The 14,780-nt window shown below is 34.0% G+C and carries 14 protein-coding genes; 8 read left to right on the plus strand and 6 right to left on the minus strand.

What is annotated here, in order from left to right:
• Positions 1-406: 406 nt before the first annotated feature.
• Complete coding sequence (locus BKP37_RS14625; protein ID WP_084034748.1) at positions 407-1,216, minus strand: MFS transporter; 810 nt, start codon at positions 1,214-1,216, stop codon at positions 407-409.
• 283 nt (positions 1,217-1,499) lie between these two features.
• Between BKP37_RS14625 and BKP37_RS14630 the strand changes: the two genes are divergently transcribed.
• From BKP37_RS14630 to BKP37_RS14645, 4 genes are all read left to right on the plus strand, one after another.
• The gene (locus BKP37_RS14630) at positions 1,500-2,165 is read left to right on the plus strand and encodes a DUF421 domain-containing protein (protein ID WP_071310365.1); all 666 of its coding nucleotides are present in this window, start codon (positions 1,500-1,502) and stop codon (positions 2,163-2,165) included.
• Positions 2,166-2,429: 264 nt separating this feature from the next.
• Complete coding sequence (locus BKP37_RS14635; protein ID WP_071310366.1) at positions 2,430-4,061, plus strand: spore germination protein; 1,632 nt, start codon at positions 2,430-2,432, stop codon at positions 4,059-4,061.
• On the plus strand, positions 4,051-5,253 hold the full coding sequence (locus tag BKP37_RS14640; RefSeq protein ID WP_071310367.1) for a Ger(x)C family spore germination protein: 1,203 nt from the start codon (positions 4,051-4,053) through the stop codon (positions 5,251-5,253). Before BKP37_RS14635 ends, BKP37_RS14640 begins: the two co-directional genes overlap by 11 nt.
• Positions 5,254-5,282: 29 nt before the next feature.
• Positions 5,283-6,383, plus strand: a complete 1,101-nt coding sequence (locus BKP37_RS14645) for a GerAB/ArcD/ProY family transporter (protein WP_071310368.1) — start codon at positions 5,283-5,285, stop codon at positions 6,381-6,383.
• Here BKP37_RS14645 and BKP37_RS14650 read toward each other — a convergent pair.
• Positions 6,380-6,610 carry a YczF family membrane protein gene (locus BKP37_RS14650; RefSeq protein ID WP_071310369.1) on the minus strand — a complete coding sequence of 77 codons (231 nt, stop codon included), beginning with the start codon at positions 6,608-6,610 and terminating at the stop codon, positions 6,380-6,382. The genes BKP37_RS14645 and BKP37_RS14650 overlap by 4 nt on opposite strands.
• Before the next feature lie 213 nt (positions 6,611-6,823).
• Between BKP37_RS14650 and treP the strand changes: the two genes are divergently transcribed.
• From treP to treR, 3 genes are all read left to right on the plus strand, one after another.
• Positions 6,824-8,239, plus strand: a complete 1,416-nt coding sequence (gene treP, locus BKP37_RS14655; protein WP_071310370.1) for a PTS system trehalose-specific EIIBC component — start codon at positions 6,824-6,826, stop codon at positions 8,237-8,239.
• A 164-nt stretch (positions 8,240-8,403) separates the two neighbouring features.
• On the plus strand, positions 8,404-10,092 hold the full coding sequence (treC, locus tag BKP37_RS14660) for an alpha,alpha-phosphotrehalase (RefSeq protein WP_071310371.1): 1,689 nt from the start codon (positions 8,404-8,406) through the stop codon (positions 10,090-10,092).
• A gap of 24 nt (positions 10,093-10,116) precedes the next feature.
• Positions 10,117-10,827: a trehalose operon repressor gene (gene treR / locus BKP37_RS14665; RefSeq protein ID WP_071310372.1), complete on the plus strand. Its 711-nt coding sequence runs from the start codon at positions 10,117-10,119 to the stop codon at positions 10,825-10,827.
• Between the two features lie 52 nt (positions 10,828-10,879).
• Here the strand turns inward: treR and BKP37_RS14670 are convergent, their stop codons facing one another.
• The 3 genes from BKP37_RS14670 to BKP37_RS14685 form a co-directional block, all read right to left on the minus strand.
• A complete protein-coding gene (locus BKP37_RS14670; RefSeq protein ID WP_071310373.1) occupies positions 10,880-11,299 on the minus strand; it encodes a universal stress protein in 420 nt (139 codons plus the stop codon).
• Positions 11,300-11,828: 529 nt separating this feature from the next.
• The gene (locus tag BKP37_RS14680; RefSeq protein WP_071310375.1) at positions 11,829-13,289 is read right to left on the minus strand and encodes a SulP family inorganic anion transporter; all 1,461 of its coding nucleotides are present in this window, start codon (positions 13,287-13,289) and stop codon (positions 11,829-11,831) included.
• A gap of 252 nt (positions 13,290-13,541) precedes the next feature.
• Positions 13,542-13,766 (minus strand): hypothetical protein, encoded by a 225-nt coding sequence (locus tag BKP37_RS14685; RefSeq protein WP_071310376.1) that lies wholly within the window; start codon positions 13,764-13,766, stop codon positions 13,542-13,544.
• Between the two features lie 229 nt (positions 13,767-13,995).
• On the opposite strand from BKP37_RS14685, the gene BKP37_RS14690 reads away from it, so the two are divergent.
• Complete coding sequence (locus BKP37_RS14690; RefSeq protein ID WP_071310377.1) at positions 13,996-14,178, plus strand: aspartyl-phosphate phosphatase Spo0E family protein; 183 nt, start codon at positions 13,996-13,998, stop codon at positions 14,176-14,178.
• Positions 14,179-14,520: 342 nt separating this feature from the next.
• Here BKP37_RS14690 and tnpA read toward each other — a convergent pair.
• A partial coding sequence (gene tnpA, locus BKP37_RS14695) for an IS200/IS605 family transposase (RefSeq protein WP_139193145.1) occupies positions 14,521-14,780 on the minus strand: 260 nt, incomplete at its 5' end.

Genomic DNA, 14,780 nt, shown 5'->3' on the forward strand with positions numbered 1-14,780 from the left:
GAAAAACTCCTCGCACTAAATTATTTCATGATTTCTAATAAAAATTTAAACCTAGTACCATCAGGATATATCCTATAGATAAAGTAAGCCATTCACACCTATTATATAATTAAGTTGTTTGAAACTTTACTTTCCCTAGCTCATGAATGTAATAAGCAGGTATTTTTAAAATGCTAAGTTTAAATTATAGCTTCTATTCAATGACTTCCATACTTTTAACAATAAACGAAAAAATACTAGAAAACAATGAATTTCGCCTTAGTTTCATTAAGTTCGTTTAAGTTTCGTAGTGACTCATTAAACACATGATGTCGTAAACAAACTTATTATTTGGTCGTGAAGAATATTTTGAACAACCCAAATACAATCCTTTGTCGCCTAGTTAGTTTTCAAATATAAAAACAACCTAAAAAAACCTCAACCGAAAGTGCAAGAGGTTAAGATTTCTTTTTTCTTTTACTTCTATGACTTGTTCTTTTGTTTTAGTAGTATTTTTAACAGGTTTTTGTGAAATAAAAGCAAAAGCCATTCCGATGAGTGGAAATAACATCATTATATACAAGATTTCTTGATAACTACCAAAATGATCAAATGCCATCGCAAATGGTAAAGGACCAAAAGCAGAACCAATAACCATGACTGTGGAAGAGATGCCTCTAATACTACCGATCGTTGCACGCCCAAAATAATTAGGCCATACAATCCCTAAACAGATCATTTCAAAGCCACCAACGATTCCACGAGCTACTCCAAACAAAACTGCTGCCCAAAAAGAATTCGTATACACTAACATAGCCATAATCCCAATTTGACCAAGAAACGTTAATCCTAGTACATAGTTTACTTTTACCCTTTCCACGATGAAGCCTGCCAAGAAAGTAATGGGGAAAGATACCATTGCCATAATACTCAGAATAAATGCTGCTTCAGTTCTCTCAACTCCACTTTGCGCTAAAATAGGAACAAAATGAAAGATAATTCCGGTATTAACCATCGATGGGACAGCTACACAGAACAATAATAACCAAAATGGTTTCGTTTTCATCGCTTCCTTTACTGTCCATACTTCTTCATGAATTGATGATTTACTAGTACCTTGGACTATATTATCACTTTCTTTAAAGTTATCTGGTAATAACCCTACATCTTCAGGCTTATTACGGATAAAGAAAAATGAAATAGGAACAAAAACGATGAATAATAGCGCAGCCCAAATTAGCCTACTAGGCGTAAATAGTCATAATAGTGAAATAAATAGACTAAACCTTACTTTAATTAATACCTTCATAGTGCTTGACGCTTCTAAATATTATTAAGCTGAACTGAAACCAGTCGGGTTTTTCTTCAAACCCCACTGGTTTCAGTGGTTTTGCCCTTACTTCCCCTTAAGAGTGGGATAACATTACATTTTCTTTCAATGATGATTATGAAGAAATTTGTAAATACTAAACCTACTCTACGAGAAACAAGAACAAAATACATTAAGGTAGGAATTAATAATGGTGTTTGAAACTTTAAAATTATCTTGTTTATTTATTTTAGTATTTATTGTCATGCGAATTCTAGGAAAAACGCTCTTATCACAATGGACAGCCTATGATTTAGTAACAATTATTTTTTTATCCTACGCTGCCCTAGGTGCAGTAAAAGTAAAAAGCTTCTACCATGCGATTATATGCATTCTATCAATTGGTATATTATATATGATTTTATCTAGATTAAGCCTTTGCGGAAGATTAACTTCCATTATTATTGGAGAGCCTACTATTTTAATTAAGCACGGCAAAATTATTGAAAAAAACTTAAAGAAACTTCGGTACTCATTAACGGAATTACTTTCGACAGTTCGCGCATTTGGTTTTCCCGATATACAAGATATTGAATATGCCATACTTGAGCCAAATGGAAAGATTAGCGTAATACCAAAAAAAAATTTACGTCCTTTAACACCAAAAGATTTAAATATCGATTGTCAGTATATAGGTTTACCTATTACTTTAATAGCAGAAGGGAAAATTGAAATAAACAACTTAGCTCTTATAGATAAGTCAGAAGAATGGTTAATAAACGAGTTAAACCTTAATGGTTATCATGACTTACAAAACATTTTTTATGCCTATATAAAAGATGACATAAATTCCTTAACTGTTTTTCCTTATCAATAGAACAAATAAGACACCATAAGAGGACAAACCTGCTAGGCAAACAAAGATGTTCAAAATCTTCCTTAAATAAATATTACTATTCTCTAACATTCGATGTTTAAGCCCAAGGCCTACTTGGTTTAATCAAATGACAACAATTTCATTATGTTAAATAGAATAAATTACCAAAAAGTGTAGAAACTAAAATCAATCTATTGAACATTGTTCTTCTACGCTTTTGTATAAGATAAAAAATGAAAAGGGAGCTTCTTTGGGTAAAAAACGATGAAGGAAAAAAAACTAAAAAAACCAATACTATTATCTTCCAAATTAAGAAAAAAAGATCCACAATCAACACCGTTAACTGTAAATGCTTCAAACATAGACAATGATAAAGTAACAGAAAACTTAGAGTGTAATATCAACAAATTAACTGAAACAATAGGTAATACTAAAGATTTAATAATTCGCGAGTTAATTATTAATCATAACCCTTTTATTAAAGGTGCAGCTTGTTATGTAGCTGGGTTAGTTGATGAAAAACTAGTTAGCGATTTTATCATTGAATCGTTGATTGAAGAGCCATTAGAGGAATATACAGAAGTACAAAAAAATGATTTATTAGATACCCTTGAGAAAAAAATCCTTACTGTCGCTAACGTTAGTGTAACAAATGATTGGAACAATTTAATACATGCCCTTCTTTCTGGAAAAACAATTTTATTCATAGATGGAATAAATCAAGCAATTGAAGGTGGGACAACTGGAGGCGAATGGCGTTCAATTGAAGAACCGACTTCAGAAATTACCATTCGTGGACCGAAAGATAGTTTTAATGAATCCTTAAAAACAAATATTTCATTAATTAGAAGAAGAATTAAAAGCCCACATTTACGGCCTGAGATTTTTCAATTAGGTACTGTAAGTCAAACAGATGTAGCCATTCTTTATATTGATGGCATTGCCAATCAAAAACTTATACAGGAAGTGAAGGAACGGCTAAACAGAATTGAAATTGACGACATCTTAAGTGAAGCCACTATAGAAGAACTAATCGAGGATAGTACGTTTACACCGTTCCCTACTATTTTCAATACAGAAAGACCTGATATTGTCGCTAACACACTCGTTGATGGTAGAATCGCTATCATTGTAGATGGTAGTCCTTTTGCCTTAATTGTTCCAACTAGTTTTGCACAATTTTTTAAAGCGGCAGAAGATTATTACCAACGTTATGATTTTTCAACACTAATTCGGATCTTAAGGTATTTTGCCTTTTCTGCTTCTTTACTTGGTCCATCCATTTATATTGCACTTATTACATTTCATCAAGATTTAATCCCAACAACATTGGTCATAAGTTTAGCTGCCCAGCGAGAAGGAATTCCATTCCCAGCTTTTATTGAAGCGTTAATTATGGAAATTACTTTTGAGGTTTTAAGAGAAGCGGGTGTACGTATGCCTCGTGCTATTGGCCAAGCAGTTTCTATTGTTGGCGCACTAGTCATTGGTCAAGCGGCGGTTCAAGCAGGTATTGTGTCAGCAGCAATGGTGATCGTCGTGGCAGGAACCGCTATTTCTAGTTTTACAACTCCATCCTATAATATTGCAGTCGCTGCCCGAATATTGCGATTTGCCATGATGTTTTTTGCGGCAACGATGGGATTATACGGGATATTAATCGGTCTCATTATTCTTGTCGCCCATTTATGTAGTTTGCGTTCATTTGGATTTCCTTATTTAGCACCATTCGGTCCATTTATATTGGAAGATCAAAAGGACGGTTTATTTCGTTTTCCTTTATGGGCAAGAAAAAGACGTACTCGATTAGTCAATCAAAATAGACCTAAAAGAATGGCTCATGGTTTAAAGCCGTCCCCATTTAACCAAAAAGAGGAAGTAAAAGATGAAGTTTAAAAAAATGATTAAAATAGTGCTCATTTTCCTATTACCACTTTTGTCGGGTTGCTGGAACTCTAAAGAGCTTACAGATCTTTCAATTATTTCTGCCATCGGTATTGATAAAACTGACAAAGGACAATTTCATGTATCTTTTCAAATCATTAATGCAGCTGAAGTCGCTACCGGGCAAGAAGGTGGGACAAGGAATGCAAGTGCAACGGTTGTTTATTCTGCGATAGGAAATACACTTTTTGAAGCAATTAGACAAATTCCACAAAAGGTACCAAGAAGAATTTACTTTCCCCATACAAACTTAATTGTTATTAGTGAGGAAATAGCAGCGGCAGAAGGCATACATAAAGTAATCGATTGGTTTGAAAGAGACCATGAATTCAGAACAAATATACAAGTTATTATCGCAAGAGAGTCAAAAGCAAAAGATATTCTAAAAATATTGTCTCCTGTTGAGAAAATTGCAGCAAAAAAAATTACGAACGAAATAGAAACAACAGAAAAAACTTGGGGAGTAAATTTAGTAACGGAAATAGATGATATCATACACTCATTTGTAAATAATGGAAAGGAAATCGTGATAAGCGGCATAAAAATTGTCGGCGATCAACAAGAAGGACAGAATCTTGAACACCTACAACACTCTGAACCAATCGCATCTTTAGAGTTAAGTGGGATTGCTTTATTTAAGGATGGAAAGTTATTACATTGGCTCAATGATACAGCAGCTAGAGGCTATATTTGGATTATAGATCGAGTTCAAAGTACAATTATCAATCTCGATTATCAAGATCAAAAGAACTGCATTGCCATTGAAGTATTACGTTCAAATTCAGTTGTTCAATCTGTTATCAAAAATGGAAAACCAACATTTACTGTATCGGTAAATGTTGAAGGTAACATCGGCGAAGCTAATTGTCCAGTTGACTTCGAAAAATATAAAACCATTGATGAATTAGAAGAACAAATGGATGATGTAATCGCAAACGAAATAAAGCAAACCATCTCAATTGCTCAACAAAGAAAAGCGGATATCTTTGGATTTGGTAATAGATTGCATCAACAACATCCAAAATTTTGGAATAAGTATGAAGACTCTTGGCCTGAATTATTTTCCAACAGTGAAGTAAATGTCCAAGTTCAGTCCTTTATTCGAAGAACCGGAATGCGTTCAAACCCAATCCATACTAATTAAGTTCATGCAACAGTAAGAAAGGTGATCAAATGGAGAAAGCAAAGATCAATCCCTTCCAGTTATTTGTTTTAATGACACTTTTCGAATTAGGAAGTGCCATCGTAATTTCCATCGGTATAGATGCAAAACAAGATGCTTGGATAACGATTCTATTTGGATTATGTGGGGGATTATTCATATTTTTGATCTATTATTATTTATACATGCAATTTCCTGATCTACCATTAACCGAATATATAACAAAAATAGTAGGGAATTTCCTCGGGCGTTTGATAGGTGTATTATACATCCTTTATTTCCTTTATATCGGCACAAGAGTATTAAGGGATTTCGGTGACCTCCTCTTAACCTCAACGCTGCCTGAAACGCCTTTATTTGTCATAAATTTACTAATGATTGCTACGATTTGCTATGTACTTTATCTAGGTATTGAAGTATTAGCTAGAACAGGAGAGTTTTTTCTATTGGTTTTATTATTAATGGGCCTTATTTCTGTTCTCCTTATCGTCTTTTCTGGCATCCTAGATTTTTCAAATTTACTTCCTATATTAGGAAATGGATGGAAGCCTGTAATTTATGCAACTTTTCCAGTTGTATTTAACTTTCCTTATGGGGAAATCATTGTCTTTACGATGTTACTTCCCTATTTAAATAAACAAAGTACCACTCTTAAAGTGGGCCTATTGGCTTTATTGTTTAGTGGTATGTTAATTACGAGTACGACAATAATTAATATTGCCGTACTCGGAGTCGATATAACTGCTCGCTCTACTTTCCCACTCCTTACAACAGTTGGGAAAATCAGGGTGCTTGAATTTTTAGAACGGCTTGATGCCTTAGTAGTAGTAACGTTGGTCGTCGGGATGTTTTTTAAAGTAGCGGTATTTGTTTATGCGGGAGTAATTGGTATTACGGAAATGTTTAAGCTTTCAAACCATCAAAAAGTAGTTTTACCTATAGGATTAATTGTGTTGTTTAGTTCTCTTACGATAGCAAGTAACTTTTCAGAGCATATGGAAGAAGGTTTATATATCGTCCCATATTTCTTGCATTTACCTTTTCAAGTTTATTTACCCTTATTATTTTTCAGTATTACGCTAGTACGGAAAAAGTTAAAAAAACTTCATTAACTTTTCTTTTGTATTAAAAGTTTAAAGTAATATTTTAAAGGAATCGCTAAGCAGATATTCATTAATAAAAGAATGATTGCTTTTTCTCCTGCCTCTAACACGCTAAAAGGGTTTATTACATTGTTTAGACTTTGCTGTAATGGGATAGACAATAATATATCCATTAGGATAAGAATGGCTTGCATGAGAATGAAAAATAAGATAAATATAATAATAATTTTTAACATCTAAAACCACCTCTTACTTGTTAGTATCTTATCTAAAGCAAACTAATATGTAATGATTATTCCACATATCTACTAATGTAGATTTTTCCAGAAAAAATCCCCAAAATCATTGTTGACGAACTTGTATATACAAGTTATAATTCATTTATAACAAACTTGTATATACAAGTCTATAAAAAGCGGCTCGATGTAACCGCTATCAGGAGGGATCATATGGCAACCTTTACTAAAGAAACAATTCAACAAATCGTTCAAGCCATTGGTGGAAAAGAAAATATTTCTTCAGCTACACATTGTGTAACGAGACTACGCTTCGTCCTACATGATGAGTCAAAAGTTAACAAAGAACAATTAGAGAATTTGGACATTGTAAAAGGTACGTTTAGTTCGAACGGACAGTTTCAAGTAGTCATCGGTCAAGGTTTAGTAGATAAAGTTTATAAAGAAATGGTTAACATCACTGGAATTGGCGAATCGTCAAAAGAAGAAACGAAAGCGGCAGCTGAACAAAAAATGAATCCGCTTCAACGCGCTATCAAAACGTTAGCTGATATTTTTATTCCGATTTTACCCGCAATCGTAACTGCTGGTTTATTAATGGGGATTAATAACATTCTAACAGGACCTGGAATTTTTTATGATGAACAATCACTTGTTGACGTTCATCAGCATTGGGCAGATTTTGCTAGTATTATTCATTTAATCGCAAATACAGCATTCGTCTTTTTACCTGGTTTGATCGGTTGGTCAGCTGTCAAAAAGTTTGGAGGGAACCCGTTACTAGGGATCGTACTAGGGTTAATGCTCGTACACCCTGATTTATTAAATGCTTGGGCATATGGGGCTGCCAAAGAGGCTGGTGAAATTCCTTATTGGAACTTATTTGGTCTAGATATAGCTAAAGTAGGATATCAAGGTCAGGTTCTACCAATTTTATTTGCTTCTTATATCTTAGCAAAACTGGAAATTGTTTTACGCAAACGAATACCAGATGCTTTCCAATTGCTACTAGTAGCACCTATCGCACTTCTTGTTACCGGTTTCTTAGCCTTTATAATCATCGGACCTTTTACATTTGCAATTGGTAATGGGATTACGTCATTATTTGTAAATATCTTTGAAAACTATGCAGCATTTGGTGGTTTATTGTACGGGGCTATTTATGCACCGTTAGTAATCACAGGCATGCACCATACGTTCCTAGCTGTTGACATCCAGTTAATCGGTACATTAGGAGCTACTTTCTTATGGCCAATATTAGCTTTATCAAATATCGCTCAAGGTTCTGCAGCATTAGCCATGATGTTTGTAACGAAAGATGAAAAATTAAAAGGGCTGTCTTTTACATCATCCGTTTCTGCTTATCTAGGTATTACGGAACCTGCAATGTTTGGTGTAAACTTACGATTTAAATACCCATTTATTTGTGCAATTATTGGGTCTGCAATTGCCGCTACTGTTATCACACTAAGTAAGGTTGTAGCGTTATCAATCGGTGTTGGAGGACTTCCAGGAATTTTCTCGATTGTTCCTGATAAGTGGGTACCATTCTTCATCGGAATGCTAATCGTAATCATCGTACCGTTTGTTCTAACGTATACGGTTGCAAAAATAAAAAAGCAAGCATAATAAGCACGTTTTGACTTTCATTAACTGAGAGGGGCTAGGAGCAATCCTCAGTCCCCCCTTGGAGTAAGATAAATTATTTTATTTAATGTGCGGTACCGTTGGTTTTATTAACCAATGGTATTCTCACTTTAGAAAACTAAAATGTAAACCGGAGTGATTATTTTATGAAACGAAATGAATGGTGGAGAAAAGCAGTAGTTTATCAAATTTATCCGAAAAGCTTTAACGATACAACTGGTAACGGAGTTGGAGATATTCAAGGAATTATTGATAAACTAGATTACTTAAAAAATCTTGGTGTAGATGTTGTTTGGCTGACACCTATATACTCCTCTCCACAAAAAGATAATGGTTATGATATTCGTGATTATTTCTCTATCCATGAGGAGTATGGGACAATGGAAGATTTTGATCGCCTTTTAGAAGAAGCTCACAATCGAGATATTAAAGTCATTATGGATATAGTAGTTAACCATACTTCTACAGAACATGAGTGGTTTATTAAGTCAAAAGAATCCCATGACAATCATTATCGTGACTTTTATATATGGAAAGATCCTGTTGACGGACAAGAACCTAACAACTGGATATCCAAGTTTGGCGGTTCAGCATGGAAATTTGATGAGAATACACGTCAATATTACCTTCATTTATTTGACGTTACACAAGCAGACTTAAATTGGGAAAATGAAATGGTAAGAAATAAAGTGTATGATATGATGCACTTTTGGTTTAAAAAAGGTGTAGACGGTTTTCGCCTCGACGTTATTAACCTCATTTCAAAAGATCAACGCTTTTTAAACGATGATCAATCAGTTGCGCCTGGTGATGGACGGAAGTTTTATACCGATGGACCAAGAGTACACGAATTTATGCGTGAAATGAATGAAAAGGTATTTTCTAAATATGATGCCATGACTGTAGGTGAAATGTCTTCGACGACGATAGATCATTGTATTAAATATACAAATCCAGATCGAAAGGAATTAAGCATGACCTTTAACTTCCATCATTTAAAGGTTGATTATCCAAATGGTGAGAAGTGGGGAATTGCTGATTTTGATTTTCAAGCTTTAAAACAAATTTTATCAAAATGGCAAGTGGAAATGAACAAAGGTGGAGGGTGGAATGCCTTATTTTGGTGCAACCACGACCAACCTCGAGTTGTGACTCGTTACGGAAATGATGGAAAATATCACCTACAGTCAGCCAAAATGCTTGCAACAACCATACACTTGATGCAAGGAACTCCATATATTTACCAAGGAGAAGAATTTGGGATGACTGATCCAAAATTCGAGGATATTTCCGACTACCGTGATGTTGAAACTTTAAATTATTTTAAGATTATGAAAGAAAATGGCTCTACGGAAAATGAAATTATGGAGATCATTAAACGTAAATCTCGTGATAACTCTCGTACACCAGTGCAATGGAACAACTCTGTTAATGCTGGATTTACAACAGGAACACCATGGATTGGGATTCCAGATAATTACAAACAAATAAATGCAGAAGCGGCAGTAGCGGATCCAAACTCTATTTTCTATCATTATAAAGCTCTTAATGAGTTAAGAAAAAAATATGAAATCGTTACGTCTGGTGATTATCAATTAATTCTAGAGAACCATGAACAAATTTTTGCATATACACGAACCTATCAAGATGAACTATTACTCGTTGTTAATAATTTTTATGAAAAAGAAACAGTCTTTGAATTACCACCACATATACCTGTAACAGAATATAATAGTAACATTTTACTATCAAACTATGTGGCAGCTTCAAATTTATCAACACAAGTTACCCTACGACCATACGAGTCAATTGTTTATCATTTAAAAAAGACGTGATAAGCTAGGGTAGGGTGGTTTTTAATGAACAATAAATATAATAAAATTTACGACGAATTGGTCGATCTAATTCAAGAAGGGAAGCTGAAACCTAATACAAAACTCCCTTCTGAAAATGAGTTAAGAGAAAGATATCAAACGACAAGAGAGACAATTCGTAAGGCGTTACATCTCCTTTCAGAGCATGGTTATATCCAAAAGGTTCAAGGGAAAGGATCCATCATCTTAGACGTAACAAAATTCGATTTTCCAATTTCCGGATTAGTAAGCTTTAAAGAACTGGCTAGTAAGATGGGACAGCGCGCAAAAACAACTGTAGAAAATCTAGATACAATTACTCCTAGTGACTATTTAAAGGAGCAATTAAAATTAAAAAAGGCTCAAAAAGTCTGGGAAGTTATTCGTGTTCGTGATTTGGATGATGAAAAAGTCATTTTAGATAAGGATTACTTTAACAAAAAAATGATCCCTACCTTAACAAAGGAAGTCTGTGAAAATTCTATATATGAATATATCGAAGGTGAAATGGGACTTGCCATCAGCTTTGCAAAAAAAGAAATTACTGTAGAAGAACCCACAGAAGAAGACCATAAATACTTACACATAAAAGGGTATTCAAATATTGTCGTTGTGAGAAATTATGTGTATTTAGATGATGCAAGTTTGTTTCAATACACAGAATCACGACATCGGCCAGATAAATTTCGATTTGTTGATTTTGCAAGGCGTAAATAACATAAGGATACGGCATAAGTTTAATTACCTTCCAAACTTATGCCGTATTTTTTTATTTTATAATCATCACTGGGCATTTAGCTCTTTTGACAACTTTATGGCTTACTCCACCCAATACCATACTTTGCAGAAGGTTTAGCCCTCTACTCCCTATAACTAAACAATCAAAAGAATTGTTATTTGCATAATCTACAATTGTTTCACCAGGGTCGCCGTGTAAAGTTATATAATCATGGTTAATGTTCGAAGTTTCTAACAACGACAAAATATCCATAACCTTTACTCTTCTGTTTTCTGCTATGTCCTTGCTATCTTTATTATGTAAAACATCTGACTTGGATGTAGAGCCATCTACTACATAAACCACCTTGATAGAACCCGTTTCTTTATTTGTTAGTAAATGAATGGCATTGTTCGCCGCTCTTAATGAATGAGCTGAACCATCAGCCGCTAGTAAAATATTTTGAAACATAAAATTCCCCCCACCATAAATATATGATATTTTCTGAACAGGTGATGCGTAATTCTTAACATCGATTACGTAATCAAAAGAGATTTTCTTACACAATTATCTTTAACTACTTTTCCAAAAAATTCATACTTCATACAATAAGAAAAGCGCAAGCGCCTTGGTCACGAGCAGCTGCTCCTGTGCCTCTCCGTTTGCTCAAGAGCAAAGCAGCTTCGAAGTAGGCTTCCTCGAAGCAGTGTTTTGTGCGACGAGTAATCGCAGGAGCAATTGTTTTTCGTGCGACGAGTAATCGCAGGAGCAAAGTAGCATGAAGCATCATCAAAGAAGCAATCCAGGAAGTCAGTGAAGTCAGAAACTTGACTGAAGTGATCGAGCTCGTAGGCGCTTGGAGCTAGACAGTTTCCAAGTAAGAAATTTATAAATTCTGATTAAATAAAAAATATCTACTTGCTTCTAAATATATAGAGTTTTTCACTCTATATACACTTACAGAAGCAAGCAGATATTTTAAAATCAATACTCTTATTTTTTAGTGGCCTGAGTTCTTCGATAAACCACCAATTCTATTCATTAGTAATGAACTTTCTTTATTCATTCCTGTTAAAAGAACGTGTATTCCATTTTGTTCATACTTCATTTCTACCTTATCAATCGCACCAATAGCAGAATCATCCCAAAGATGTGCTCGGCTAAAATCAATCTCTACTTCTTTCACATCATCTTTAAAATCAAATGATTCAATAAAATCCGTAACAGATACGAAGAATAGTTGACCTTCTACAAAATAAGTCTTTTTCTCACCTGAATGTGAAAGCTTTGAAGTGAGATGAACTTTTGAAATTTTTGCCCCAAAGAAAAGTGCACTTAAAACAACACCTGTTAAAACTCCAATTGCTAGATTATGAGTAATAACTACGGTTAATACTGTAACAACCATAACTGTTGCATCCGTTCTTGGAACTTTGTGCAATGTCTTTAAAGAATTCCAATCAAATGTTCCAATAGATACCATGATCATGACCCCAGCCAAAGCAGCCATTGGAATTTGAACAACAACAGAACCAAGGACAATAATTAAGAACATTAAAAACATACCGGCAACTAGTGTTGATAACCTTCCTCTACCGCCTGATTTTACGTTAATTACTGATTGACCAATCATCGCACAACCAGCCATACCACCAAAAAATCCAGCTATAATATTGGCAATACCTTGTCCGCGACTTTCTTTATTTTTATCGCTTTCAGTATCAGTCATATCATCAACAATTTGAGCTGTTAGTAACGATTCTAAAATACCAACAACTGCTAAAGCTAAGGAGTAAGGCAATATAATAATTAATGTTTCTAATGTTAATGGGATAGATGGAATTAAAAACATTGGGAGCGTGCTTTGAAGTGCACCCATATCACCAACCGTACTTACACCTAAATTACCGAAAATTGCTAACATAGTTACTACAATAATTGCTACTAACGTAGATGGAATAGCTGTAGTAAACCTAGGTAAAATATAAATAATAGCTAATGTTAACCCGACTAACGCATACATCACCCAAGTCACATTAACAAAATGCTGTAGCTGAGCCATAAAAATTAAAATAGCTAGCGCATTAACAAACCCTATCATAACCGATCTTGGAACAAACTTCATATATTTCGCTAACTTAAATACACCAAAAAATATTTGTATAATACCTGTTAAAATAGTAGCAGCTAACAAATATTGAAGCCCGTGATCAGCTACCAACGTAATCATTAACAAAGCCATCGCACCTGTAGCAGCAGATATCATACCTGGACGCCCACCAATAAATGCAATAACTACAGCAATACAAAAGGAAGCATACAAACCAACCATTGGATCGACTCCTGCGATAATGGAAAAGGCAATTGCTTCTGGAATTAATGCTAACGCAACTACAATTCCAGCCAATGTGTCCCCCTTGACGTTACTAAACCATTCTTGTTTAATTGCTTGTAAATTCAAGCTAACACCTCTTTCTTTATTTTGTTTTTATAGCGACTTTCGACTCTCACGAAAGTCAGTCCGTTATCAACAAAATGAATTCTACCACGGAACCGCCAAAAACAAAATCAGGATGTAAGCGTGAGACAGGACTATTATTCTTCGTTTTTCTTGTAATATCTCCAGTATACTATCGTTCTTATAAATCACTATAAAAAACTAAAGTTGAATTAATCAAAAAATAATACGTTATCCACCTTAATTTTACTTAAGTCACGTTTTGAGGCTGTTTTTCCTTTCAATCCCAGTATTGTTTATTTTATGTTTTTCATCATATTTGATATCCTTATCTTTTTGTTCTCTAATCCATAAACGCTCTTTAGCTATAAGTAGTTTTGTATAGTACTTCCTTATTTCTTTCTCTTCGGTTGTATCAAACAACTTCCCTTTTAACTCTTCAATAATTTCATTTTCGTAATTCTGCACTTCTTTTGTCATTTTCATTCTACCTTTCTAACATTTGTCTACTTCTTGGGAATTCTTATCTATACTACTTTCAACTATTAATATTTATTGACATATTACGTTATTCCAAACCTATTCCATTAATTTTTTGACAAATATCTAAGAATTTTTTTGTCGAATCTATTAACAGTTTTTAATAGCTAATATAAAATAGTTTCTGTTGTCTAAAAATTAAGTTCATTTACCCATTAGGAGATAAGTTATGAAAATAGAACTACTTAAAAGTAAATTAGAAATGAAAATAAACTCACTACGTGCACTGATGGTTTCTACAGCTCAGTTAAAAGGGTTTACTCATCCTGATACGATTAAATGTAGTCAAGAATTAGATGTCTGCTTAAATGAATACCACAATATAACCATTCCTAGAAAAACAACTATTTAGTAGAATACTTTACTATAAGTTTTTTTGGACACTTTAAATACTATCGAATAACTCCACCTACCACCCTCAAGATATCCATTCACTATATTCCTTCTTAATTTTGTTTAATGTAAATTGAGGCTTAGCTAACTTTGTTTATTTTGCTAGTAAATAAGCAACCTAGGGTCCTTAATAGAACTTAGGTTGCTTAAATTAATTATATTTTTTCTTTTACTGAACTTAAACGACCACCCGCTAAAGCAGGTGGATTTGGACATAAAATGTCGACGACTAAAGTCGTTTCTTAAGACTGAAGTCCTCTCAAAGTCCAACATGCTTAAGCAAACTAAAATTTGACTAAACTCATTCTTCAATCCTAAATATGTCGTTCTTTTCTTCATTAAACTGGTTTGCAATATAATTTCTAATTGTTTCTTCATCCACATTTCCTACTGTGGCACAAAAATAACCTCTTGCCCATAAATGTTGTCCCCAATATTTCTTTTTCAGTTCAGGAAATTGATCCTGGAGTAGCCTAGAGGATCTTCCTTTTAGGTACTGCATAATTTTACTTGGGGCAAGACTTGGTGGACATGATAACAATAAGTGGATGTGATCTTTTC

The sequence above is a fragment of the Anaerobacillus alkalilacustris genome (assembly GCF_001866005.1).
Taxonomy (GTDB): domain Bacteria; phylum Bacillota; class Bacilli; order Bacillales; family Anaerobacillaceae; genus Anaerobacillus; species Anaerobacillus alkalilacustris.